We start from the raw sequence: 24,040 nt of genomic DNA, 5'->3' as shown, positions 1-24,040 counted from the left end.
TCAATAAAAATTAAATTTTCGCTTTAAATAAACAACAATTAATGCGTAATAATACAAAATATTGGAATGAAATTTAAAATTCCTAACCCCATAATCAAATACATAATAAAAATTAGCAATCCCGCCAAACTGCAAAAAATTAAGATATCTAGTTAATAGTAGTATATTGAAATTCTTCTCTACCTCTTGATATCTTACAAATATTTCCTGTATCATCGCCTTTCTTCTAAAAATACTTTGCTCCATTGATTTATTTTTTAATCTTTTAATTCTATTTAATAGGCTTGAATTCATGTAACTTCCACTTACATTTGAATCATGCTGCCTATAAAAGACAAGAGGCTGGCTTATATATTGAGTTTTTGCATCGTTAAACATTGCAACTAGCGCAATCCAATAGTCATGATTTTCTGATGCTTCTGGTATCACCCCAATTTCGTTGAATAACTTTTTATTCATGATCATCGTACAACCATAAATATAATTTTGAGCAATTATTTTCCCCAACGTTGGAGTAGATGAAAAATCGGGAGAAGATATTTTTAATAAAACGCCCTTGCTATCAGTATATAGTAGCGTTCCATATGCCAACAGAAAATCATTCTTATAGTTTACTTCTAGATTTTCCAATGTCGACACAGAAATTTCAATTTTCTCGGATCTCCATCGGTCATCTTGATCACAAAACATAAAATAATCAAATGCATCACGATCAATAAATTGACATAATCTTGCAAAATTTTGGCAAGCCCCCAATCTTCCTTTCCCATCTCTAACAATTTTAATTCTTTTATCGTTTTCAGCATAAGACTCTACAATACTCAATGTTTCATCCGTAGATAAATCATCGCGAACATATAAAATCCAATTCTTGAAAGTCTGCTCCATTAAACTTTCAATCTGCTCAGAAATAAATCGACTTCCATTGTATGTCGCCATTAAAATAGCTACTTTTTTATTTTTTTCATTCATAAATTTCATTCATTGCAGATAACATAGTTCATCATATCCTAGAGATATCAGATCTTTACATTTTTGCTCTGCTGCACTGCGCATACCAGCATCATCCACAAAATCTATTCTTTGTAAAAATAATTCCTGCTTAAATATGTTGAAATTACTGTGGTCATATACAAATGGCCTTAACATTTGTGAGAATATCCATAAATATATTAATAAGATATTAATATTTCTGTATTTCATGGAAAAATTCGGCATTAATTTTGAACGCCATATAGATGAATACATGAAAATCGCCAAAAATGGGAGGCCATACCACCCCAAGCGCGTAAATACTGGCATAAATTTACCTGCAAAAATTGAAAAAATAACAAACAACAAAATACCACCATAAATCCAAAAATATCTATACTCCAGCCTAGCTTGCTTAAGGTTAAGCAGCAGGTATCCTATCAATAAAACATCAGGAAATGCGCCAATACCAAATGAAAATACTGGTTTATAAATATCTGATGTTATATAGAACAATAATTTTTCATACCCTATGGACTCCTTAGGAAGGAAGGCAATTATTATTTCAATGAAATTGACTGGATTGTAAGCAAACAAAAAGACACTGAGTAATAAAATTGAAACTAGAATTTTTAAAAATTTTTTTCCTAAAATATTAATTAATACAATAATTGAAACTATGGCTGAAATGTGAAAAAAAGAGGCAAGAAAAACAAAAACAACATATTTTTTTATGCTGCCTTCAATTAAGAAACTAACTCCTATTATTAATAGCGAAAAAGCCAATGACTGCCTCAATGCCTCTGTATACATTGTCCAAGCCAACACCCCCATAAAAGCCAGAAAAAAAAAGCTTCTGCGTTCGAACTTTCTAGTGAAAAAATATATTGAAAATATATTAATAAGTCCTACTGAAAAAAGGAGAAATTGATAACCTCCCCATCCAGTAGCCATTACAATTAACTCGTAACCTTTCTCAAATTTTACATTGTCATCATTGCAAATTTCATTTATTAAACAATCATAATTTGCAAAGTATCCTACAAAATCATTTGATCCTGGATACATCAAACACAAGTAATAAACCAACAATAAAAAAATAATAAATCCAATTGCTTTATTGTATCTAATGAAACTAAAAAATAATAATGATATATTAATTATCAAATAATGCACTTCAATTACCTCTTAAAAATTTCATTTTTGAAATTGAAAATAGCATTAAAAAATCTGCCCCCATACGAATACTCCAAGCAATCGCGACACCCAGCAAACTGTATTTATCTATAAGAATAAAAAGAATAAAAAAATATGGAATCAATTCAAATGCATGAACATATGCAGTAATATTTGAATACCCTTTACTTTGAATCTTCAAATATGGAGCTTGCGCCAATATATTAAAAAACACACCGCCTAATAATATCTGAAATATGAGTACGCTGCGGCTATCAAATGCGGATCCCAGCCAAATCTTCAAAAACCACTCACCCAAAAATAGGCCGCCGATCAATATAACTACTCCAAAAATAATAAGTAATGATAGAGTTTTTGCATAAATCCCTTCATCTTCTTTCTCTTTTACAAGAGAAGGGAATGCCACCTTTACCAAAGTCGTTGGAATAATTGTAATTCTGGAAATTATTTCAGCAGGGGCTGTATACGCCGAAATATTTTTTGCGCCCGATAAATTCGAAATAATAAATCTATCTGCATACTGCATTAATACACTTATTATATTACTAATTGTTAACCACCCACCAAATCTAAATAGTCGTTTAACAATAGCGCTATCCAAAGAAATTTCAAATCCTATTCGTTTAAAAATTGTGCGTATATTTATAAAAAAACTAATAAATCTTGCCACTAATATCCCAAGGACTGCCCCAAAAATATTATCATAGAAAAAAACAGCAATCAATGGCATGACTGAAATTAATAAACCATTTGAAATTTTCAGTTTATTTAAAGATAAAAAATCTTGTACTCCTTCATAATATCCCAAACAAAGCAAACTTAGAACAGTAAGCGGAACCGATAAAAACAATAAAATTATTGCTGCTTTTAATTCAGATTTTTTTATCTCATCGACGTTTAACCAAACAACAAAATCACCTAAAAAATAAAATCCTAAAAGCACAACGAATAAAGAAATAATTATCACAACAAAAAATGATGTATAAAATATTTTTCTTACATGTGCATCATCTTCTTCATAAATAGCAACTTCTCGTACTAGAGCCTTCGTAGTCCCCATGTCCAAAATACTAGAAGTCCCGGAAATTGCAAGTGCAAGGGTAAAAAGACCAAATGCTTCAACTCCAATTATCCTTGCAACCAAGCCCATCGCAGGAATCGCTATCAAGAATGGAATAACAGTTCCAAATAGATTTATAGATATGTTTTTATAAAAATTTTTCATTTATTAAATTCACTAAAAATCTATTTTCAAAAGCATTCAATTCAGATTTTCCAGCATAGCAACTCTATTCATCGTTTTATTTACTTCATACAGTATCGCCAATCTATTATTTTTGATTTTTTCGTCCTCTGAGTTCACCAAAACCTTTGAGAAAAATTCATCAATAGACGAACGCAACGCGGCCAAAGTTTTTAAGCTGGAAGTATAGTCACCCAAATCAAATTGTTTTTTTGCTATTGGGCTAATGCACGTTAATGCTGCGTGTAGATTTTTCTCGGCTGCTTCAAGCAACAATGATTCATTTACGTGATTTAGCACATCACCTTCAGCCTTCTTCAAGATATTGCTCACACGCTTATTAGCAGCAGCCAGCGCAGGCGCCTCAGGCAATGCAGCAAATGCACGCACGGCTTCTAGGCGCTTTTGCACGTCAGACAGGCGCTGGGGGCGCAAGGCCAGCACGGCTTCGATTTCCTGGGCGCTATAGCCTTGTTCGCGGAACATATTGGCCAGGCGGTCGTAGATGAATTCAACCAGTTGAGACGTAGCCTCCTGAACCTTGTCGCCGAAGGCAGGCAAGGTGCTGACCAGCAAAGTTTCCAGCTCCAGTGGCAGATCTTTTTCGACCAGCATGCGGATCACGCCCAGCGCATGGCGGCGCAGGGCGAAGGGGTCGCGGTCGCCGGTGGGCAGGTTGCCGATACCGAACATGCCAACCAGAGTTTCCAGCTTATCGGCCAAGGCAACGACCACGCCCACATCGTTGCGGGGCAGCTCGTCTCCAGCAAAGCGAGGCTTGTAATGATCTTCAATGGCATCGGCCACTGCGACGTCGAGTCCGTCATTCAGGGCGTAGTAGCGGCCCATGATGCCTTGCAGCTCGGGGAACTCGCCCACCATGTCGGTGACCAAGTCGGTCTTGGCCAGCATGGCGGCTTGGTCGGCCTGACGGCCCAGTTCGGGGTTGCCCAGTTGCTGGGCAATGGTCTTGGCAATGTCTCGCACGCGAGCGATACGTTCGCCTTGGGTCCCCAGCTTGTTGTGATAAACGACCTTGTCCAGTTGCTCAACACGGCTGGCGAGAGTCTTTTTGCGGTCTTGGTCGAAGAAGAACTTGGCGTCAGCCAGACGGGGGCGTACCACGCGCTCGTTGCCGCCGGTGACGGCGCTGGCATCTTGCGGGCTGATATTACTCACCACCAGGAACTGGTGGGTCAACTTGCCATCGGCGCTCAGCAGGGGAAAGTACTTCTGGTTGGCCTTCATGGTCAGAATCAGGCATTCTTGGGGCACGTCCAAGAATTCCTTCTCATATTCACAGGTCAGCACATTGGGGCGTTCGACTAAGGCCGTCACCTCGTCCAGCAGCGCTTCGTCTTCGATAGCGCGTACGCCACCACCGATGCGCTCAGCAGCGGCTTTTAGCTGAACCGCGATATCGGTACGGCGTTCGGTAAAGCTGGCAATCACAGCGCCTTCGCTGCGCAGTTGCTCAGCGTAGCTGTCGGCGTTTTGGATAACAACGGGGTCTACAGTTGCTTCAAAACGGTGGCCGTGGGTGGCAGATCCGGCCGTCAAACCCAAAGCCTTCACACCGATCAGCACTTCAGTACCATGCAGCACGACCAAGCCATGAGCGGGGCGCACAAAGTGCACGCTGCTCCAGCCATCTTGCAGCTGGTAGCGCATGACCTTGGGGATGGGCAGCTTGGCCAGCGCTTCGTCCAGCGACTTTTGCACGCCGTCGGTCAGCATTACGCCCTTAGCGGTGGATTCGTAGAACAGGGCTTCGGCCTTGCCTTCGCCTTGGCGCTTCAGACCAGCCACTGCGGATTCATCGGCGCCCAGAGCAGCCAGCTTCTTGAGCAATGCGGCTGTGGGCTTGCCTTCGGCGTCCAGAGCCACAGCCACAGGCATCAGCTTTTGCGAGATGGCCTTGTCTTCGGCTTGCGCCAGCACTTCAGTGACATGCACGGCCAGGCGGCGAGGCGATGCGTAGGCAGTCAGGCGTGATTCGGTGGAAGCCAGCAGGCCTTGGGCTTTGAGCTGATCGAAGATGACGGAGGCAAAAGCATCTCCCAGCTTTTGCAGCGCTTTGGGAGGCAGCTCTTCGACAAACAGTTCAACCAGTAAATTCGATGCGTTCATGATGATTTTGATAGCTGCTAGCGCTTATTCAATAAGGGCTAGCAGCTGAAATTACTTGTAATGGGACAGTAAAAGCGCGAAAGCCGATTCAAGCGGCCTTCTTGGCGGCTTGTTCAGCGGCTTTAGCCAGTTCGGCCAGCACTTCATCGGCGTGCTGCTTAGGTGCCATGGGGAAGCCCAGGCGCGCACGGCTATCAAGATAGCTCTTACCTACTGCGCGGGCCAGATTGCGAATGCGCCCAATATAGGCAGCGCGCTCAGTCACGCTGATAGCGCCACGTGCGTCCAATAAGTTAAAGGTGTGGCCAGCTTTGAGGACTTGCTCATAGGCGGGCAGCGCCAGTTGAGCTTCAATCAACTTGCCTGCAGTTTCCTCGTGCGCAGTGAAGGCGCTGAACAGGAAGACCACGTTCGAGTGCTCGAAGTTGTAAGTGGACTGCTCCACTTCATTTTGGTGGAACACGTCGCCGTACTTCAGGCCGTCGGTGTAGACAAGGTCGTAAACAGACTCTTTGCCCTGCAGGTACATGGCCAAGCGCTCCAGTCCGTAGGTGATTTCGCCGGTGGCGGGCTTGCAGTCAATGCCGGCCACTTGCTGGAAGTAGGTGAACTGGGTCACTTCCATGCCGTTAAGCCAGACTTCCCAGCCCAAACCCCAAGCGCCCAGCGTGGGGTTTTCCCAGTCGTCTTCCACAAAGCGGATGTCGTTCTTCTTCAGATCGAAGCCCAGCGCTTCAAGCGAGCCGAGGTACAACTCCAGAATATTGTCTGGTGCTGGTTTCAGAACGACTTGGAACTGATAGTAATGTTGCAGGCGGTTGGGATTCTCGCCAAAGCGGCCGTCCTTGGGGCGGCGGCTGGGCTGCACATAGGCCGCCTTCCATGGCTCTGGACCAATGGCGCGCAAGAACGTGCCGGTGTGCGATGTACCGGCGCCGACTTCCATGTCATAGGGCTGGAGCAGTGCACAGCCTTGTTCGGCCCAGTAGGACTGCAGTTTCAGAATGATTTGTTGGAAGGTCAGCATGACTAAAGGTACGTTCGAGCGGCAGAGCTAATCTGTCGCTTATCTATATATAGGTGTGTCTGGGCGGTCTAGCCGCGTAGAGGGTGATTCTAAGTCTGAGCGACCATGGCTGGACACAGGCTGTATCCGCAGCCCCACGAAATGCATTTTCAAGGGGAGCGATATGGCATGAAATTTCAAAATGTGAAAACTCTTACATCGCCGTTTCCGCACGATTCGATTGGAATTGAGTGATTTAAGCCTGTCGTCTATATTTATCAAGGATAAGTCGCTCACATTTTTAACAATTTCCTTGCCATCTCTCGGTATTAGCAGCCCTAGGAGACTTGCCAGCCTCCTAGAATGTTTCAATTCCCGTCATCCACTTCTGGAGCTCGCCATGGATTTCATGAAAATCATCACCAAGCAACTGATTGAAATCATCGAATGGACCGATGATTCGCGCGACACGCTGTCGTACCGCTGGCCTGATGAGGACAAGGAAATCAAGAACGGCGCTCAGCTGATCGTTCGCGAGTCGCAGCAGGTGCAGTTTGTCTCCGAAGGCCAGTTCGTAGACCTGTTCAATCCGGGTCGCCATCAGCTGACCACGCAGAACATTCCCATCTTGTCCACACTGCGTGGCTGGAAGTACGGCTTCAACTCCCCCTTCAAGTGCGATGTTTACTACATCAACACGCGCTTGTTCACAGGCAACAAATGGGGCACGTCCAACCCCATCATGATGCGCGACAAGGACTTTGGCGTGATTCGTCTGCGCGCCTTTGGTACCTATGACTTCCGCATTACCGATCCGGCTAAGTTCCTCAAGGAAGTGGCAGGAACGGACCAGAACTTCCGCATTGACGAGTTTGCCGACACCATGCGCTCGCGCATCGTCAGCATCTTCTCTGAAGCACTGGCCAAGGCCCAGATTCCCGCACTCGACGTAGCCCAGCGCTATAGCGAACTGGGCGATGCGCTGCTGCAGCTCATCAACCCACCTGTCTCAGAGAAATACGGTCTGGAGATCACCAGTTTCTTGCTGGAAAACGTCTCCGTGCCACCTGAGGTAGAGCAAGCCATCGACAAGCGCTCCAGCATGGGCGCCATTGGCAACCTCAACGACTATGTGAAGTACCAGATGGGCCAAGCCATGGCCAACGGCGGCGAAGGCGCGGCGGCGGCCACCATCCCCGCCACCATGGCCATGGGCTTTGGTATGGCTCAAGAAATGATGAAGGGTATGCAGTCTGGCGGCGGCGCTATCGCCGCAGGAGCAGCAGGAGCAGCTGCCGCAGACCCGTTCTCGCCCGCAGCCTCTCAGGCGACACAAACTCCGGCAGCCCCTGCCGCTGCTGGCCTGCAAGTTCTGACCCCCGCCCAAGCCGCTCAAATGCTAGGCGTAGCCGAGGCCGATGTACTGGCCGAAATTCAGGCTGGCAACCTCAAAGCCCGTCAGATTGGCAGCCAGTGGCGTATTGCGCAGTCGGCACTGGACGAGTTCCTGCGAGGGTAATTAGATACTCCCCCTGAGCCGCTTTGCGGCTTCCCCCTCTCTCGATGCGCGGGAGGGGGACGACGCCCTTGCTGCGGGGCGGCCCTTGCTTGGCGTCTCTTTGCCAGGTTGCGCCAGCATTCAGGGCTCGATGCAGTGCCTTTGAGAAATTCCTCTTGTGACCGATAACGCAGACCCAACTTCTTCCAGCTACTCCCCTGCCCCTGACGCAGCGCCTCCCTCCATGGTCGGCAAGCATGTCTGTCCCGAATGCGCAGGCAATCTGGAGTGGAACGCCAAAGCCCAGTCGCTCAAGTGCCCCTATTGCGGAACGGTGGTGCCATGGAGTGAAGAAACGCAGCCAGAGCTGGGGCAGGCCGTCGTAGAGCAAGACTTGGCAGATGCCTTGCACAACCCCGCCAGCGGCCGGGGCTGGGGAACGGATGAGCGCTACGAGGTGCAGTGCCAGAACTGCCGCGCCATTTCGGTTTTTTTAAACAAGACAACAGCCCAGCGCTGCGACTTTTGCGGCTCACCCGCCATCGTCGCCCACGAAGAGCGCAATGACGCCATCACGCCGCAAAGCATTTTGCCGTTCAAGATCAGCGACGGGCAAGTTCGCGACAAGATTCGCCAGTGGTATGGCAGCCGCTGGTTTGCACCCAGCAAACTCAAAAGCGCGGCGCTGACAGATACCCTGCACGGCGTCTACCTGCCCTACTGGACGTTTGACGCCCATGCCGCAGCACAATGGAGCGCCGAAGCCGGTTACTACTACTACACCACCGAGTCGTATCGCGACAGCAACGGCAACGTGCAAACCCGCCAAGTGCAGCATGTGCGCTGGGAATCGGCATCTGGCAGCTTGCAGCATTTCTTTGACGATGAGCTGGTGCCCGGCACGGTAGGCGTGCAACCGAATCTGCTGCGCCAAATTGAGCCCTTCCCCACCACCACTGACCTCAAACCCTACAGCCCCGAATTTGTGCGCGGCTGGACAGTGGAGCGTTACCAAGTGGATTTAAGCAAAGCCGCCAAGCTCAATGAAGAGGACATGGATAGCCAACTGCGCAACCTTTGCTCACAGCAGGTCCCCGGCGATACCCAGCGCAACCTGCAGGTGCAGCGCCAGTACTCGGGCCGCACTTTCAAGCACACGCTAGTACCCGCTTGGCTGGTGGGCTACACCTACGGCCGCAAAACTTACCAAATCGTGGCCAATGGCTATACCGGACAGATTGCCGGTGAGCGGCCTTATAGCTGGGTGAAGATCACATTCGCCGTATTAGCGGTGCTTGTGCTGTTGATGCTAATTGCACCGATGTTTGTACAGCGCTAATTTCATAGCTGCATGCGCTTGATTTCATTGGGTTTCAGATCATTAATTGAATTAACTTCATACTATTCAAGCGCAGGCAACTATTAATTCAATAGCGCATTAGTCAATACTTAATCGAACACTTGCGCCATTTTGAGTGGCGGCTGCTTCTGATCCTTATCAGACAGAGAAAACGCCACATCAAGCTGAGGCCACGCGATGCCAATATCCGCATCGCTCCAGAGCAGGCCGCGATCCGACTCAGGTGCGTAATAAGCTGTGGTCTTGTAGACAAAATCCGCCGTCTCGCTGAGTACTAGGAACCCGTGGGCAAAGCCGGGGGGAATCCACAGCTGATGATGATTTTCAGCAGTCAGCCCTGCCCCTACCCATTTGCCAAAGGTGGGCGAGCTGCGGCGAATGTCCACCGCCACATCAAACACCGCGCCAGCAGTCACGCGTACCAGCTTGCCCTGTGCATGGGGCGGGAGTTGATAGTGCAGGCCGCGCAGCACACCTTTGCTGCTGCGACTGTGGTTGTCTTGGATGAACTCGTAGTTGGTACCCGTTGCCGCGTTAAATTGGTCTTGGCGAAAGCTTTCCAGGAAAAAGCCACGCGCATCACCAAAGACTTTGGGCTCGATCAAGAACACATCGGGAATGGCCAAAGAGGTGAACTTCATGCACTCACCTTTTCTTTGAGAACCTGCAGCAGGTATTGGCCATAGCCGTTCTTGGACATGGCCTGACCCAGCTTTTCCAGCTGCCCTGCATCAATCCACTTCTGGCGATAAGCAATCTCTTCGGGACAAGCCACTTTCAGGCCCTGGCGCTGCTGCAGTGTGGCGATGAATTGCCCCGCCTCCAGCAAACTGTCATGCGTGCCGGTATCCAACCAAGCGAAGCCACGACCCATCAGCTCTACGTTGAGCTTGCCTTGCTGCAGATACATGGCATTCAGATCCGTAATTTCCAGTTCACCTCGCGGCGAGGGCTTGACCTGCTTGGCCATTTCCACCACATGCTCATCGTAAAAATACAGGCCAGTCACTGCGTAGTTGCTCTTGGGCTGCTTAGGCTTTTCTTCCAGCGACAGCACTTTGCCGTTGGCATCAAACTCGGCCACACCATAGCGCTCCGGGTCTTGCACGTGATAGGCAAAGACCGTAGCACCTTCTTGGCGCACATCTGCTTTTTTGAGCAGCAGCTGGAAGTCGTGACCGTAGTAAATGTTGTCACCCAGCACCAGAGCGCTGGGTGCTCCGTTGAGGAATTTCTCACCAATCAAAAAAGCCTGAGCCAGTCCATCAGGGCTAGGCTGCACTTCGTAGTGCAGGTTCAGACCCCACTGACTACCATCGCCCAGCAGTTGCTCAAAACGAGGCGTATCCTGAGGCGTGCTAATGATCAGAATGTCCCGAATACCTGCCAGCATCAGCGTGCTTAGCGGGTAATAAATCATGGGCTTGTCGTAGATGGGCAGCAGCTGCTTGCTAATGGCCAAAGTCGCTGGGTGCAGACGGGTGCCGGAGCCACCCGCCAAAATGATGCCTTTGCGCTGTGTTGTCATGATTCAAACTTGATAGCTTCAAGCCTTTATCAATAAATGGCTTGAAGCGGATTTTTATTAAAAACTACAGAATTTCTCGCAGCATGCGATCCACACCCTGCTGCCAGTCAGGAAGACACAGTTGCATGGCGGTCTGCAGCTTTTGCGTAGACAGGCGTGAGTTCAAGGGGCGTGCGGCAGGTGTCGGGAAGGCCGTGGTGGGTACCGCAGCAATGCTTTGCACCTTCCAGGCCAGATCGGGACGCAGGTTTTTAGCCTGCTCGATCACATGGCTGGCGTAGGCATGCCAGGTGGTTTCTCCGCCTGCGACCAGATGGTAAAGACCGCAGCCATCTTCATGGCTTGCCACATAGCGAACGGCATGGGCTGTGATATCAGCGATCAGGTCAGCACCCGTCGGTGCACCCCATTGGTCGTTGATGACGCTGAGCTGTTCGCGCTCTTGCGCCAAGCGCAGCATGGTCTTGGCGAAGTTGCCGCCGCGAGCGGCATAGACCCAGCTGGTGCGAAAGATCAGGTGCCTGCAGTCGCTGGCTGCAATGCGCTGCTCGCCATCGAGCTTGGTGCGGCCATAGACCGACAGCGGACCCGTCGCATCGCTTTCCTTGCGCGCAGTGCTCCCCGATCCATCAAACACATAGTCAGTGCTGTAGTGCACCAGCAGGGCACCCAGGTTTTTGGCCTCCAGCGCCATGACCTCGGGTGCCTCGGCGTTCAGTCGCAAGGCCAAATCCTGCTCGCTCTCAGCCTTGTCCACCGCGGTATGTGCTGCGGCATTGACGATGACATCCGGGCGCACACTGCGAATGGTCTGCGCCAGTGTCTGCAAATCACTGATATCACCGCTCAAGACATTGACGGATAGCCTGTCCAGTGCAATCACCTCGCCTAAGGGTGCCAGGCTGCGCTGCAGCTCCCAGCCCACCTGGCCGTTCTTGCCCAGCAGCAGCAGCTTCATGCAGCAGCCTCTGCGGTGTACTGCTTTTGCACCCAGTCGCGATAAGTGCCTGATTGCACATGAGCCACCCATTCAGGGTTGGCCAGATACCACTGCACGGTCTTGCGAATGCCGGTCTCAAAGGTCTCGGCAGGCTTCCAGCCCAGCTCACGCTCGAGCTTGCGGGCATCAATGGCATAGCGGCGGTCATGGCCAGGACGGTCGGTCACATAGGTGATCTGCTCGACATAGGCCTTGCCGTCGGCGCGCGGGCGCAGCTCATCGAGCAAACCGCACACAGTCTTGACGATGTCGATATTGGCCATCTCGTTCCAGCCGCCCACGTTATAGGTCTCGCCCAGTTGACCTGCTTCGAGCACGCGGCGAATGGCGCTGCAGTGATCTCGCACATACAGCCAGTCACGCACTTGCATGCCGTCGCCATAAATAGGCAGCGGTTTGCCAGCCAACGCATTAACAATGACCAGCGGAATCAGCTTTTCTGGGAAATGCAGCGGGCCATAGTTGTTGCTGCAATTAGTCGTCAGCACCGGCAAGCCGTAGGTGTGATGCCAGGCACGCACCAGGTGGTCAGACGCCGCCTTGCTGGCCGAGTACGGGCTATTGGGCTCGTAATTGTTGTCCTCGGTAAACGCAGGGTCGGTGGGCGCAAGCGTCCCATACACCTCATCGGTAGAGACATGCAAAAAGCGGAAGTTCGACTTGGCCTCGCCTTCCAGACGATTCCAGTAAGCGCGCACAGATTCCAGCAAACGGAAGGTACCAACCACATTGGTCTGAATGAAATCTTCAGGGCCGTGAATGGAGCGATCCACATGCGACTCAGCGGCAAAGTTCACTACCGCGCGGGGTTGGTGCTCAGCCAGCAAACGGGTCCAAGTTTCGCTGTCGCCAATATCGGCCTGCACAAACACATGGCGGCTATCTCCTTGCAGGCTGGCAAGATTTTCCAGATTGCCTGCATAGGTCAGTTTGTCGATATTGACGACTGATTCATCGGAGTGAGCTAGCCAATCAAGCACAAAATTCGCGCCAATAAAACCTGCACCGCCAGTCACAAAAATCATGGAAACCGCCTTCAATTCAATATCAAAATCAAAATCAAAATCATTCAAGCACTAGAGGAACACCAAAGATACGTCTCAACCCCAGCGTTTCTCAGCCATCACCAGCAGACCTTCAAAAATCAAGTTGTTGATCAATGCAAAAGGCCGGGTCATGCTGGGAGACATCTTCCAGCCTGCGCCGCCAGCCATGATGCACATGGGCTCAGAGTCGCAGTGCTCAGCCAGATGCTGGTACATACGCTCTACAGCGCCTGCAATGGCATAGGTACCGCCGCTGGTCAAAGCATCACTGGTATTCTTTGGAAAGCTTTTGACATCTCCGGTGGGAACATGCAATCCGGCCGTTCCACCTTCCAAAGCTTTTAGCATGATGCCATGGCCGGGAATAATCAGGCCGCCGAGGAAGTGCCCTTGGGCATCCATAGCATCCACCGTGACAGCGGTGCCGACCATGACGGTAATCAATGGTCTTGCATCGCCCAGTTGCAGCATGTGGTGGCGTGCGCCAATCATTGCGACCCAGCGATCAGCACCTAGCCGAGAAGGGTGGTCATAACCATTAGTCACACCCGCCTCTTGCGTCGACGGAACGACCCACTGCGGCTCGAAATCCCAACCCACCATAAGCTCAATTTGATCGTGCACGCGAAGTCTTGCCGTATCTCCAGCAACAACGCAGCCCAGCATACGATCAGGTGCAGGCAAACCAGCCCAGGCGCCCTCCGCCAAACGCTCAATATGTTCCAGAAACTCCGCGCCATGCGCTAACAGCGCAGCTCCAGGGCGGTGATTTTCATACATGGCCCACTTTAAGCGAGTGTTACCAATGTCTATGGCCAAAAATGTCATGCGGCGGATTATCAGTACTTTTCCTCGCGTCAGGCGCTCGACTGCAGCATTCATTAGTTATTGATAGGAAATTGTCAAAAAAACGCAGCGTCTTTGTCCTGCAAGGAATTTTCGCCATTTCCATGTAAAGTGAATCGCTTGTTTCTTCCATCACTTTGAGGAGTCGAAAATCATGGGTCTGTTCAGTTTCATCAAGGAAGCCGGCGAAAAGCTGTTTGGCGGCAGCGATGCACATGCGGCAGCGCCATCGGACGATGTGAATGTCAAAGCGGCTCAGGCCATCGCCAACTACATCGGCACGCAGAATTTGGGTGTCTCTGACCTGCAGGTTCAGTTTGATGGCTCTCAGGGCAAAGTGACCGTGCAAGGTGCGGCCCCCACACAAGCCGCCAAGGAAAAAGTCACTCTTTGCTGCGGCAACGTCGCCAATGTCCAATCTGTGGACAACCTGATGAGCGTCACCAACCCCGAGCCCGAAGCTCAGTACCACGATGTGGTGCGTGGCGACACGCTGTCGGCCATCTCCAAGAAGTACTACGGCGACGCCAACAAATACAACACCATTTTTGAAGCCAACAAGCCCATGCTTAGCAACCCGGACAAAATTTATCCGGGTCAAAAGCTGCGTATCCCTGCGCTTTAAACATTTGCTCTCCAAAAAAGCGCTCATCCGAGCGCTTTTTTTATATGCCCAGCGCTAGACTGCCAGTCATGAAAACGCTACTCACAGGCGGCGCCGGCTATATCGGCAGTCACACAGCCATTGAATTGCTCAGCCACGGCCATGAAGTCGTGATTTTTGACAACTTCAGCAACAGCCATCCAGAAGCCATTCGGCGAGTAGAGAAAATTGCCGGGCGCTCAATCCCCGTCATACACGGCGATGTCCGCGATCAAGGTGCGCTGGAGCAAGCATTAAAAGAGCACGCCATCGATAGCGTGGTGCACTTTGCGGGCAAAAAGGCAGTGGGCGAGTCCTCAACTCAGCCTCTAGATTATTACGACAACAACGTCAACGGAACCTTGGTATTGCTGCGCGCCATGCAAGTCCAAGGGGTCTACAAGCTCGTGTTTAGCTCTTCTGCAACCGTCTATGGCACACCTCAATATTTGCCATACGATGAGATGCACCCCACTTCAGCCATGAACCCCTATGGGCGAACCAAGCTCATGGTGGAAGAAGTGCTCTGTGATCTCGCGAACTCTGCACCTCAATGGTCAATGGCCGTACTGAGATACTTCAATCCCATCGGCGCTCACCCCAGTGGTTTGATTGGTGAAGACCCCGCAGGTATTCCCAACAACCTGCTGCCGTACATCGCCCAAGTCGCCGTGGGCAAACGTGACAAGCTACAAATTTTTGGTGGCGACTACAACACGCCTGATGGAACGGGGGTTCGTGACTATCTCCACGTCGTAGATCTCGCACGTGGGCATGTCAAAGCACTAGAGAGACTCCACACAGGCGTTATGACCGTCAACCTCGGCACAGGTAAAGGTTTTAGCGTCCTGGATGTTCTTCATGCCTTCGAAAAGGCCTGCGGCAAGGCCATTGCATACAACATTGCTGAGCGCCGCCCCGGCGATTTACCCAGCTATTACGCCAACCCTGAGCACGCCCTGAAAACACTGGACTGGCAGGCTGAGCATGATCTAGACGCCATGTGCGCCGACACTTGGCACTGGCAGAGCCAGAACCCGAACGGCTACCGGGAGGCTTGAGCCTGCGGCTGCCCTAGCATCATTGATTCCAAGGCAGGCCGCGTTTGCGCCAACCACTTAGTTGTCCCCGCTGGCCATTGGCATCTACATCGCCCTCAAAGCCTTCGAGGATGTTGTAGGCCTCTATACCCAAGCCAGTCGCACGCTGAGCAGCCGCAACAGAGCGCACGCCGCTGCGGCATAGCAGAACGACTTTTTGGCCTTCGGGGACTGCGGCGCGCAACTGCTCGTCAAAGCTGGGGTTGGCCGCCATGCCCGGCCACTGCTTCCACGCTACCGCTATCGCACCCGGAACCTTGCCTACCCATTCACGCTCGGCATCGGTGCGCACATCGACCAGCACGGCTTCGCCGTTTTGCAACCACTGCCAGGCCAACTGCGCTGACACATCGCCGGCATAGCCGGTTGCGGGATGAATTTGCGTCGCATTGCTCATATTGAATCCTTTTTGTTAACAGCCGCTGCGCCCAGCCTACTCCCAGGCGGGCAGAGGTTTGTTTCTTAGTGCTTTGCGCAACTGCTTCCAGTCGGGCAGAACCTGCGCGACCACGGCCCAGAACTTCGGGCTGTGGTCCATGTGGTGCAGATGCGCAAGCTCATGCACCACCACGTAATCAATGATTTGCGGGCTGTGCTGCATTAACCGCCAGTTCAGCCGGATGACGCCGCCGCTAGTGGCGCTACCCCAGCGCGTGCTGGCACTACTCAAACGCAGCGCACTCCAGCGCACATCCATTTGAACGGCGAAGTACTGCATGCGCGCGGTGAAATGGGTGCGGGCCTCTCGAAAAATCCAGGCCTGAACGGCAGCGCGAATTTGCGCGGCCGATGCCTGAGCACCCAACGGCAAGTGCAGGCTTTGCGCGCCATCTAGTACCTGCTCTCTATAGGTTTGACGGGTACGAAGTGGCGGCGCTGCCTCGCCTGTCAGGCGCAGCGTCATTGGCTGGCCCAGATAGTCCAGCAACCCACCTTCTTGCCAAAGGATTCGTGCCTCGCTTCTGATTTGCTGACGCTGACCCGACTCCTGCAGCTTGCGCACAATCCAGTCAGCCTTGGTCTGCAGTGCCGATTCGATATCGCCCATACCCAGCCACTGTGGCGCTGTAACCTCAAGGCCTTGGACTCCAACGCTAAAGCCTATGCTGCGGCGTGCAGAGCGGCGCAATAGATATGCAACGCTGCGCCCCTGAAGCTGCGCGTTATGACTTGCACCGGGGTGCTTGGGCAAAGTGGCTACAGCGAGCTCCTCCGCATCTTCAAGACCGGAACCTTCAAAATCAATAGCATCAACTGCAGTATCTATATGCAGTTGATCGATATTTTTATCTAACTCATGAGCCAGCGACTCAGCTTTCGCATCGACAGCACGCAAGCGCCCGCGTGGTATCAGGCCACCCTGCCCATCTTCAACCATAGGCGGCACCAGCCATTGCCAAGCTTGCTGCAAGCTATTCCCTGTGGACATGGGTAGTTGAGTGCTTCATTAGCTTTTGTCAGCGTAGGCATCAGGGTCAAGGCGCTGCATTTCGGCCTCAATCCAAGCTTCCACCTCGGCCATCAACTCCTCATGCTTGCGGCCAATGGAAGGGATAGGCTTGCCAATAGACACATCAACCACGCCTGGCTTTTTGATGAATGCTTTGCGCGGCCAGCATTTGGCCGAAGTCACGGCAATAGGTACCACGGGGGCGCCCGTCATGATGGCCAAACGCGTAGCGCCGGTCTTGTATTCACCCTTTTCACCGCGAGCAATGCGCGTGCCTTCCGGGAACATGATGACCCATGTGCCTTGGTCGAGTAATCGCTTGCCTTGCTCCACCACCTTGTGGAAAGCCCGCGATCCATGGGCGCGATCAATGTGAATCATGTCCAGCGCACCAATTGACCAACCGAAGAACGGAACCTTGAGCAGCTCCTTCTTAAAGACATAGGCCAGTGGGCGCGGCATGATGGCCGGCATCAAAAAGGTTTCGTAGGTGGACTGGTGCTTAACCAGCAGCACCACGCCTTGCTTGGGGTCAGTTGGCAGGTTCTCCATGCCCTGCACCCGGCACTGAACGCCCATGATGACCTTGGCGCTGTCCACCGACAGCTTGAGCCACGCACGGGCCACGCGATAGGTTTTGGAGGATGAGCCGCTGATCCACTTGGTCAGCAGCACAGCAATGGTGTAAGGAATGACGGTGACGACCATCCACAGCATGTGGAGGACTGAGCGAATCAAGGACATGAAAGCAATCAAAGGGCTTGAGTACAAGCACCCGTTAATGGGGCTCAAAATTCAGCAAGAAACATAGCAGCTTGCGCTGATCTTTCAAGCAGTTAAGGCTATTTTTACCTAAAAGCGCAAATCAATGGTTGGCAGGCTCTGAATCGACGCCTTTTGCCGCGCCATCACCAAGGGGTAACAACATGTTGACCACCGCCTCCAAATCAGGATAACGCTCGCTACCCTCTGGCAGGTTGGCATCGCTACAAAACGCAGGTCTCGCAGCGGACTCCACAAACACCAGATGTGCACCTACCGCCGTGCCTGCCTGCAAATGCTCCACCCCGCTGCCAATGGCCCATATTTGTTGGCCTTGCACACCATAGCGGTCAGCAATTTGCTCAAACAGGGCTGCGCCCGGCTTGCGGCATAGGCAATCTTCATCGGGGGCGTGGGGGCAAAAAAAGACAGCCTCAACCCGCGCACCTACTGCCGCCAGCTCACGCTGCATTTTGGCGTGCACGGCGTTGAGCTCAATCACATCAAACAGCCCGCGCCCCAACCCCGGCTGGTTGGTCACGACAACCACATGCCAGCCCGCGCGATTGAGGCGCGAGACGGCCTCAAGCGCACTGGGTACAGCGACCCATTCATCAGGACTTGCGATAAAGCCTTTCGCACCCCATTCGTTCAGGGTGCCATCACGGTCAAGAATTGCGATCTTCATGAGGCAGGCTTTAGTCAATGACGTCGGTGATATCGGTAACAAAAAAGCCCGCTTGCCTTGAGGTCAAGCGGGCTTGCGATCAAGGCTCGAGAGCTTACTGACCTTCCCAGCGCTTGAGCACCAAAGAAGCATTGGTGCCGCCAAAGCCAAAGCTGTTGGACAGCACGGTCTTCAGTTCAGCATCACGGGTCTTGGTGACCAAAGGCATATCGCCCAGCAGCGGATCGGGGGTGTCCACGTTCACGGAGCCGGCGATAAAGCCCTTGTTCATCATGATCATGCAATAAATCGCTTCTTGCACACCAGTTGCACCCAGCGAGTGGCCGGTCAGCGATTTGGTGGACGAGAACGCAGGCACCTTGTCGCCAAACAACGCCTTCATCGCACGCACTTCTTGCATATCGCCCACGGGGGTCGATGTGCCATGCGTGTTGATGTAGTCGATTGGCGCGTCAATGGTTTCCATGGCTTGCTGCATGCAGGCAATGGCGCCGTCACCCGAAGGTGCAACCATATCTTCGCCGTCGCTGGTGGCGCCAAAGCCGACCACTTCAGCCAAGATGTTGGCACCACGGGCCAGAGCGTGCTCCAGGCTTTCCAGCACCACAGCGCCGCCACCGCCAGCGATGACGAAACCGTCACGGTTGGCATCGTAGGCACGCGAGGCTTTTTCGGGCGTCTCGTTGTACTTGCTGGACATCGCGCCCATGCCATCAAACAACAGCGACATTCCCCAAGACAGCTCTTCACCGCCGCCGGCAAACATCACATCCTGCATACCCCAAGCAATCTGCTGGGCCGCAGCGCCAATGCAGTGGGCCGAAGTGGAGCAGGCCGAGGTGATGGAGTAGTTGATGCCCTTGACCTTGAAGTTGGTCGCAAGACAGGCGGACACGGTAGAGCTCATGCAGCGCGTGACCTGATACGGTCCCACGCGGCGAATGCCCTTTTCGCGCAGCGTATCTGCCGCTTCAATCTGGTTGGCTGGCGAGCCGCCGCCCGAGCCCATGATCAGGCCAGTACGGGGGTGGCTCACCTGCTCAGGCGTCAGGCCCGCTTGCTTGATGGCGTCTTCCAGGGCGATCTGCGAATAAGCCGCAGCATCACCCATAAAGCGCAATTGCTTGCGGTCAATGCGTGCTTCGATGTCGATTTCAGGGATACCGGCCACCTGCGAGCGCATGCCCAGCTCGGTGAACTTGGGCATGGCCTTGATGCCGGTGCGACCTTCGCGCAGCGAGGTCTCCACCGTTGCCAAGTCATTACCAATGCACGAGACAATGCCCGCGCCGGTGATCACTACCCGCTTCTTGCTCATGCTGGCGTTCCCTTGGCAGCATCTTCACGCAGGAACAGGCCCACGCGCAGATCATTGGCCACGTAGATTTCCTTGCCATCAGCCAACAGGCGTGCATCGCCAATGGCCATGTTCAGCTTACGCTTGATGACGCGTTTGATATCGATTTCGTAGGTCACCAGCTTGACGTCCGGGCCCACTTCGCCGGTGAACTTGACTTCACCAGCGCCAAGAGCGCGACCCTTGCCGGGCAGACGCAGCCAAGTCAGGTAAAAACCAATCAGCTGCCACATGGCATCAAGGCCCAGGCAACCGGGCATGACGGGGTCGCCCTGAAAGTGGCACTTGAAGAACCACAGGTCAGGGTTGACGTCCAGCTCGGCAACAATCTTTCCCAGACCGTGCTCGCCGCCATCTTCAGCAATGTGTGTGATGCGATCGAACATCAACATGGGAGGCAGGGGCAGACGTCCGCTATCAGCGCCAAAGAGCTTGCCTTCGCCGGATGCGATCAATTGTTCGTAGGAAAAAGATTCAGCCATTCTTTCAATTGCTCCACGGCAGCCTGTGCAAGCTACCCGTTACTCTATATTTGGGTGGGTGGGTCTACGCCCACACGGGCGCACATAACCCGGCATTATCAAGCCAGCCGCCATACCCGAGACAAAATACCCGTTATCTGGGTCGAAACTCTGCCACAAATGCGGCAAAGCGTGATGACAAAAGCGCTTATCCCATATGGGGGACTCCCCCATGCAATTCAATCCTGAGCCCTTTGCTTTCTGTACCAAGCAAAACCGCAGATCGCCAAACACAGCAGCGTCAAAGGCAGCAGCCCCAGCGCATGCACCCAACGGGCATAGGGTGTCAAAGCATCGCGCCCCTGCACCTGAGACTTGAGTACAGCCCTATCAAACGGCGCTAGCGCGCTCACAACTTCTGCTTTGTGGTTAATGACTACGGAGGCCCCGGTATTGGTAGCACGCAGCATGGGGCGCTCAAACTCCAGCGTGCGCATGCGGCTAATCGACAAGTGCTGGTCAATGGCTACAGAGTCGCCAAACCAGCCAATATTGCTGAGGTTGACCAAAATCGTCGGTGCAGTCGCGCCATTGCCGAAGTGCGCGGCCAACTCTTCACCAAACAAATCTTCGTAACAAATATTAGGCGACAGACGCTCCCCCGCCCAAATCATGGACGGCTGACCCAAAGCACCGCGGTTAAAGTCGCCCAGCGGAATGTTCATCAGTTCGGTAAACCAGCGAAACATGGGCGGAATGAACTCACCAAACGGCACCAAATGGTGTTTATCGTACTGATATGGCTTGGCTTGTCCCGGTAACCATCCCTCTACCGTATTGGTAAAGCCTTCGTCCCAGTTACCCAGAGGAATGCCCACCAAAGCGGCCCGTTGGGAGTCTTTAGCCACAAAAGGCTGGCGCACAAAGTCCAAATACTCCTCAGGCAGTTGTTGGGGTAGCAGCGGAATGGCCGTCTCAGGCGCCACCACCAGTTGCGCCCGGGCATCGTGCAACTGCTGGGCATACCAGCGCAGTGCCACCACCACGCCAGAGCCCATTTCAAACTTTTCATCTTGCGGGATATTGCCTTGCAGCAGCTCCACGCTCATGCCAGGCTGCTGACTGGGGGCTTCAACCGCTTGATGGCGCAGCCACCACAAGCCACCTAAGGCCAGAGACAGGGCGGCAACACTTGCCAATGCAGGCTTGGCATGCAGCACGGGCTGCTTGGCCTGCCAGCGCCAAACCAGCACGGCCAGCCACGCGGCCATCCATGCCGCCACAAAGCCCGTGCCATACACGCCAATCCAGCGCGGTAGCACGGCAAGCGGGCCTTCCACATGGGCATAACCGCCGGCGCCCCAAGGAAAGCCTGTCCACAACCAACCACGCGCTAATTCAGCCAGCGTCCATAACGCAGCAAAAATAATAGCAACAAGTCCATATGGAATATTGGATAAGCGCTTAAAACACCATGAAACTGCCGCGTAATAGCCACCCAAGAACGCGGCCAGCGCCAGCACCGCAGCCACCGCCAGCGGCGCAGCCAGGCCGCCATAGGTGTGCAGGGAGATAAACAGCCACCAAAAGGTAGCAGCCAGCCATGCCGTGCCAAACAGCCACGCACGGCCTGCAGCCTGCCTTGCTGTGTCAGCGGCCAACAAGGCATAGGCCAGCACAGCAAGCGACAAAATTTGCAGCCACCACAGCGGCCGGCCATAGCCGCCTACCAAGGTCAGCCAGCCATCGCCCTGCCCACGCGCCCAAGGCCAAGCCAGAGAAAAAGCCTGCAAACCGCCGGCAATCAGCATCAAAAGCCCGCTTATCCAGCCTGAGGGCTGGGCTACGGAGTTCTTCACGGTGCAAGCGGTGGTAGTCATAAAAGAATGGACAAGCTCTCAAAAAAACACCCAACCAAATGGCTGGGTGTGTTCGAGCATAAGGGATATCAGTTCTTCACCAGACTGTCTGAAGATGAGTCGCGCACCACCTTAAACCAGCGAACTGCGCCGCCCTTGGTGTGAAGCACGGTGAACTCCAATCCACCTAAATGAAATTGCTCACCGCGCTTGGGCATATGACCTATTTCATGGGCAATCAGGCCGCCAATAGTGTCGAAATGCTCCTCAGCATCACTGAGCTGCAGCGTAATTCCGAACTCTTCGCTCACATGATCGATGCTGGCATCACCCGCCACGCGGTAGCTGTTATCGCCCAAGGCGAAGATATCGCCCTCGTCCTCGGGGATGTCGAACTCGTCTTCGATCTCGCCCACAATTTCTTCAAGCACATCTTCAATCGTCACCAGACCGGCCACGCGGCCAAACTCATCGATGACGATGGCCAAATGGTTGCGGTTAGCACGAAAATCCCGCAGCAACTCGTTCAGGCCCTTGCTCTCAGGCACAAACAAGGCAGGCCGTACCAAAGCCCGAATATTGTGTGTGGGAGAGCGCTGCAGCTTGAGAAAGTCCTTGGCCATCAAAATGCCAATGATGTTCTCTCGCTCCCCCTGATAAACAGGGAAGCGCGAATGCGCCGTGCTGATGACTTGGTGCAGAATTTCTTCAACGGGAGCGTCAATATTGACAAGGTCTATGCGTGGCGCAGCCACCATGATCTCGCCAGCGCTCATATAGGCCATGCGAATCACGCGCTCCAGCATGACGCGGGACTCGGTGCCAATGACTTGGTTGTCTTCGGCCTCGGCCAGGGTTTCGATCAGTTCATCTGCAGATTCCGGAGCCGGATGGATGAACTCAGCCACCTTTTGCAGGAAGCTTCGCTTGTCTTCCCTCTCAGGAAGGCGCGAATAATGGGGGTCAGACACTGTCTTGGAATGCAGGACGTGCGGTAGTAAAACAAGTCTAGAAGAATAACGGATTGTGTTGACAGTCAGCTTTCACCAATACAAAAGCCATGAGCCGATATTTTTACCAGACTCAGTCAATCACTTTTTCATAGCTGCTTGTGCGCATCAAGCGTGGACTGGAGCTGCTTTTAAACCTTAACTCACTGCGCTGCGGTTTACTCGCCAGACTGGTGGCGGCCTTCTTGTACACCCTTGCGCACTTCCTGAACCCCTGCCAGAAAGGCCCAAAAATTGATGGCCTGCTTTTTTAGCAAATAGTCCATCTCGCCCAAGTGCTCAGTCACCAGCTCATTCACATGGGTCTCAAAATTGGCAGGCGGCAGCTCTAGGTAGGCTTCAGACTCCGAGCCATCACGCTTAACCGTCGCACCAGCATTGCGGGCGATTTTGAGCATGGCGGTGTTCTCAGAGAGCGCGTGAATGAACATCATGCTCACATTTTTGCTGCGTGCATTCAGCACCGCACGTGCAAACAGGCGGGCGCCCAAGCCCTTGCCACGCGCAGTTTTGAGCACGGAGACTCCAAACTCAGCGCATTTTTCGTACTCAGGGTGGCCCGCAAACGCCAAGTGCGCCATGGCAATCAGCTCAAGGCGGCGGTTGAAGATGCCAAAGATGTCGTCGCGTTCAAAGTCCAGCTGCGCGACATAGCGAGCGACTTGCTCGTCGTTGGCAGCGTAGCCAAAGCGCAGATAGCGGTCACGCGCATCGAGCTTGAGTAAATGCTTGGCTATGCGATCACGGTGGCGCGGGCTGAGCGAGCGAATGGGCACCAAAGACGGCGAGCGACGCTCATCGCCATGGGTCTTGCCCATGTCGCGCAGCCAGCCGGAGCCGGCCTGCCAAGGCGATTTCAACCAGTCTTTGGGGAGGTTCATGAC

Annotated in this window: 23 protein-coding genes; 4 read left to right on the top strand and 19 right to left on the bottom strand. The window is 52.5% G+C overall.

The features are described 5' to 3' along the window. The 5 genes from KUF54_RS14990 to glyQ all read right to left on the bottom strand — a co-directional run bounded on the left by KUF54_RS14990 (window position 1) and on the right by glyQ (window position 6,569). Entirely contained in the window at window positions 1–972 is a 972-nt protein-coding gene (locus tag KUF54_RS14990; protein ID WP_219343565.1) for a glycosyltransferase, read from the bottom strand. Window positions 973–981: 9 nt separating this feature from the next. Then, a complete protein-coding gene (locus KUF54_RS14985) occupies window positions 982–2,148 on the bottom strand; it encodes an EpsG family protein (RefSeq protein ID WP_219343564.1) in 1,167 nt (388 codons plus the stop codon). Window position 2,149: 1 nt separating this feature from the next. Further along, a complete protein-coding gene (locus KUF54_RS14980; protein WP_219343563.1) occupies window positions 2,150–3,394 on the bottom strand; it encodes a flippase in 1,245 nt (414 codons plus the stop codon). A gap of 36 nt (window positions 3,395–3,430) precedes the next feature. Next, window positions 3,431–5,542 (bottom strand): glycine--tRNA ligase subunit beta, encoded by a 2,112-nt coding sequence (glyS, locus tag KUF54_RS14975; RefSeq protein WP_219343562.1) that lies wholly within the window; start codon window positions 5,540–5,542, stop codon window positions 3,431–3,433. Between the two features lie 88 nt (window positions 5,543–5,630). Beyond that, complete coding sequence (gene glyQ, locus KUF54_RS14970; protein ID WP_219343561.1) at window positions 5,631–6,569, bottom strand: glycine--tRNA ligase subunit alpha; 939 nt, start codon at window positions 6,567–6,569, stop codon at window positions 5,631–5,633. A gap of 379 nt (window positions 6,570–6,948) precedes the next feature. On the opposite strand from glyQ, the gene KUF54_RS14965 reads away from it, so the two are divergent. Both KUF54_RS14965 and KUF54_RS14960 read left to right on the top strand, forming a co-directional pair. Continuing rightward, window positions 6,949–8,067 (top strand): SPFH and helix-turn-helix domain-containing protein, encoded by a 1,119-nt coding sequence (locus tag KUF54_RS14965; protein WP_219343560.1) that lies wholly within the window; start codon window positions 6,949–6,951, stop codon window positions 8,065–8,067. Between the two features lie 157 nt (window positions 8,068–8,224). Continuing rightward, window positions 8,225–9,385 (top strand): zinc ribbon domain-containing protein, encoded by a 1,161-nt coding sequence (locus tag KUF54_RS14960; RefSeq protein ID WP_255576147.1) that lies wholly within the window; start codon window positions 8,225–8,227, stop codon window positions 9,383–9,385. Between the two features lie 110 nt (window positions 9,386–9,495). Here KUF54_RS14960 and rfbC read toward each other — a convergent pair whose 3' ends face one another. From rfbC to KUF54_RS14935, 5 genes are all read right to left on the bottom strand, one after another. Next, a complete protein-coding gene (rfbC, locus tag KUF54_RS14955) occupies window positions 9,496–10,047 on the bottom strand; it encodes a dTDP-4-dehydrorhamnose 3,5-epimerase (RefSeq protein ID WP_219343559.1) in 552 nt (183 codons plus the stop codon). Continuing rightward, entirely contained in the window at window positions 10,044–10,934 is an 891-nt protein-coding gene (gene rfbA, locus KUF54_RS14950) for a glucose-1-phosphate thymidylyltransferase RfbA (protein ID WP_219343558.1), read from the bottom strand. The genes rfbC and rfbA overlap by 4 nt, the downstream gene beginning before the upstream one ends. A 64-nt stretch (window positions 10,935–10,998) precedes the next feature. Next, entirely contained in the window at window positions 10,999–11,892 is an 894-nt protein-coding gene (gene rfbD / locus KUF54_RS14945; RefSeq protein WP_219343557.1) for a dTDP-4-dehydrorhamnose reductase, read from the bottom strand. After that, window positions 11,889–12,959: a dTDP-glucose 4,6-dehydratase gene (rfbB, locus tag KUF54_RS14940; protein ID WP_219343556.1), complete on the bottom strand. Its 1,071-nt coding sequence runs from the start codon at window positions 12,957–12,959 to the stop codon at window positions 11,889–11,891. Before rfbB ends, rfbD begins: the two co-directional genes overlap by 4 nt. A gap of 75 nt (window positions 12,960–13,034) precedes the next feature. Further along, window positions 13,035–13,808, bottom strand: a complete 774-nt coding sequence (locus KUF54_RS14935) for a type III pantothenate kinase (RefSeq protein ID WP_219343555.1) — start codon at window positions 13,806–13,808, stop codon at window positions 13,035–13,037. A 172-nt stretch (window positions 13,809–13,980) separates the two neighbouring features. Between KUF54_RS14935 and lysM the strand changes: the two genes are divergently transcribed. Beyond that, on the top strand, window positions 13,981–14,451 hold the full coding sequence (gene lysM, locus KUF54_RS14930; RefSeq protein ID WP_219343554.1) for a peptidoglycan-binding protein LysM: 471 nt from the start codon (window positions 13,981–13,983) through the stop codon (window positions 14,449–14,451). Between the two features lie 68 nt (window positions 14,452–14,519). Then, complete coding sequence (gene galE / locus KUF54_RS14925) at window positions 14,520–15,530, top strand: UDP-glucose 4-epimerase GalE (protein ID WP_219343553.1); 1,011 nt, start codon at window positions 14,520–14,522, stop codon at window positions 15,528–15,530. A 19-nt stretch (window positions 15,531–15,549) separates the two neighbouring features. Here the strand turns inward: galE and KUF54_RS14920 are convergent, their stop codons facing one another. The 9 genes from KUF54_RS14920 to KUF54_RS14880 form a co-directional block, all read right to left on the bottom strand. Continuing rightward, window positions 15,550–15,966 carry a rhodanese-like domain-containing protein gene (locus tag KUF54_RS14920; protein ID WP_219343552.1) on the bottom strand — a complete coding sequence of 139 codons (417 nt, stop codon included), beginning with the start codon at window positions 15,964–15,966 and terminating at the stop codon, window positions 15,550–15,552. Between the two features lie 36 nt (window positions 15,967–16,002). Beyond that, complete coding sequence (locus KUF54_RS14915) at window positions 16,003–16,998, bottom strand: M48 family metallopeptidase (protein ID WP_219343551.1); 996 nt, start codon at window positions 16,996–16,998, stop codon at window positions 16,003–16,005. A gap of 18 nt (window positions 16,999–17,016) precedes the next feature. After that, window positions 17,017–17,763: a 1-acyl-sn-glycerol-3-phosphate acyltransferase gene (locus KUF54_RS14910; protein WP_219343550.1), complete on the bottom strand. Its 747-nt coding sequence runs from the start codon at window positions 17,761–17,763 to the stop codon at window positions 17,017–17,019. Window positions 17,764–17,884: 121 nt separating this feature from the next. Then, entirely contained in the window at window positions 17,885–18,469 is a 585-nt protein-coding gene (locus KUF54_RS14905) for an HAD-IIIA family hydrolase (protein ID WP_219343549.1), read from the bottom strand. 94 nt (window positions 18,470–18,563) lie between these two features. Then, a complete protein-coding gene (fabB, locus tag KUF54_RS14900) occupies window positions 18,564–19,787 on the bottom strand; it encodes a beta-ketoacyl-ACP synthase I (RefSeq protein WP_219343548.1) in 1,224 nt (407 codons plus the stop codon). Further along, a complete protein-coding gene (gene fabA / locus KUF54_RS14895; protein ID WP_219343547.1) occupies window positions 19,784–20,308 on the bottom strand; it encodes a bifunctional 3-hydroxydecanoyl-ACP dehydratase/trans-2-decenoyl-ACP isomerase in 525 nt (174 codons plus the stop codon). Before fabA ends, fabB begins: the two co-directional genes overlap by 4 nt. Before the next feature lie 218 nt (window positions 20,309–20,526). Then, a complete protein-coding gene (gene lnt / locus KUF54_RS14890) occupies window positions 20,527–22,167 on the bottom strand; it encodes an apolipoprotein N-acyltransferase (RefSeq protein ID WP_219343546.1) in 1,641 nt (546 codons plus the stop codon). A gap of 68 nt (window positions 22,168–22,235) precedes the next feature. Continuing rightward, window positions 22,236–23,117 carry an HlyC/CorC family transporter gene (locus tag KUF54_RS14885; protein WP_219343545.1) on the bottom strand — a complete coding sequence of 294 codons (882 nt, stop codon included), beginning with the start codon at window positions 23,115–23,117 and terminating at the stop codon, window positions 22,236–22,238. Window positions 23,118–23,314: 197 nt separating this feature from the next. Further along, window positions 23,315–24,037: a GNAT family N-acetyltransferase gene (locus tag KUF54_RS14880; protein WP_219343544.1), complete on the bottom strand. Its 723-nt coding sequence runs from the start codon at window positions 24,035–24,037 to the stop codon at window positions 23,315–23,317. Window positions 24,038–24,040 lie beyond the last annotated feature (3 nt).

This window comes from Comamonas sp. Y33R10-2, from assembly GCF_019355935.1.
Taxonomy (GTDB): domain Bacteria; phylum Pseudomonadota; class Gammaproteobacteria; order Burkholderiales; family Burkholderiaceae_C; genus Comamonas.
This window is presented reverse-complemented; position numbering and strand designations above follow the sequence as displayed.

Bases quoted from the DNA above. Each gene is read 5' to 3' on its own strand.
- KUF54_RS14990 (WP_219343565.1), bottom strand. From the start codon at position 972: ATGAATGAAAAAAATAAAAAAGTAGCTATTTTAATGGCGACATACAAT.
- KUF54_RS14980 (WP_219343563.1), bottom strand. From the start codon at position 3,394: ATGAAAAATTTTTATAAAAACATATCTATAAATCTATTTGGAACTGTT.
- glyS (WP_219343562.1), bottom strand. From the start codon at position 5,542: ATGAACGCATCGAATTTACTGGTTGAACTGTTTGTCGAAGAGCTGCCT.
- glyQ (WP_219343561.1), bottom strand. From the start codon at position 6,569: ATGCTGACCTTCCAACAAATCATTCTGAAACTGCAGTCCTACTGGGCC.
- KUF54_RS14965 (WP_219343560.1), top strand. From the start codon at position 6,949: ATGGATTTCATGAAAATCATCACCAAGCAACTGATTGAAATCATCGAA.
- rfbC (WP_219343559.1), bottom strand. From the start codon at position 10,047: ATGAAGTTCACCTCTTTGGCCATTCCCGATGTGTTCTTGATCGAGCCC.
- rfbA (WP_219343558.1), bottom strand. From the start codon at position 10,934: ATGACAACACAGCGCAAAGGCATCATTTTGGCGGGTGGCTCCGGCACC.
- rfbD (WP_219343557.1), bottom strand. From the start codon at position 11,892: ATGAAGCTGCTGCTGCTGGGCAAGAACGGCCAGGTGGGCTGGGAGCTG.
- rfbB (WP_219343556.1), bottom strand. From the start codon at position 12,959: ATGATTTTTGTGACTGGCGGTGCAGGTTTTATTGGCGCGAATTTTGTG.
- KUF54_RS14935 (WP_219343555.1), bottom strand. From the start codon at position 13,808: ATGACATTTTTGGCCATAGACATTGGTAACACTCGCTTAAAGTGGGCC.
- lysM (WP_219343554.1), top strand. From the start codon at position 13,981: ATGGGTCTGTTCAGTTTCATCAAGGAAGCCGGCGAAAAGCTGTTTGGC.
- galE (WP_219343553.1), top strand. From the start codon at position 14,520: ATGAAAACGCTACTCACAGGCGGCGCCGGCTATATCGGCAGTCACACA.
- KUF54_RS14920 (WP_219343552.1), bottom strand. From the start codon at position 15,966: ATGAGCAATGCGACGCAAATTCATCCCGCAACCGGCTATGCCGGCGAT.
- KUF54_RS14915 (WP_219343551.1), bottom strand. From the start codon at position 16,998: ATGTCCACAGGGAATAGCTTGCAGCAAGCTTGGCAATGGCTGGTGCCG.
- KUF54_RS14910 (WP_219343550.1), bottom strand. From the start codon at position 17,763: ATGTCCTTGATTCGCTCAGTCCTCCACATGCTGTGGATGGTCGTCACC.
- KUF54_RS14905 (WP_219343549.1), bottom strand. From the start codon at position 18,469: ATGAAGATCGCAATTCTTGACCGTGATGGCACCCTGAACGAATGGGGT.
- fabB (WP_219343548.1), bottom strand. From the start codon at position 19,787: ATGAGCAAGAAGCGGGTAGTGATCACCGGCGCGGGCATTGTCTCGTGC.
- fabA (WP_219343547.1), bottom strand. From the start codon at position 20,308: ATGGCTGAATCTTTTTCCTACGAACAATTGATCGCATCCGGCGAAGGC.
- lnt (WP_219343546.1), bottom strand. From the start codon at position 22,167: ATGACTACCACCGCTTGCACCGTGAAGAACTCCGTAGCCCAGCCCTCA.
- KUF54_RS14880 (WP_219343544.1), bottom strand. From the start codon at position 24,037: ATGAACCTCCCCAAAGACTGGTTGAAATCGCCTTGGCAGGCCGGCTCC.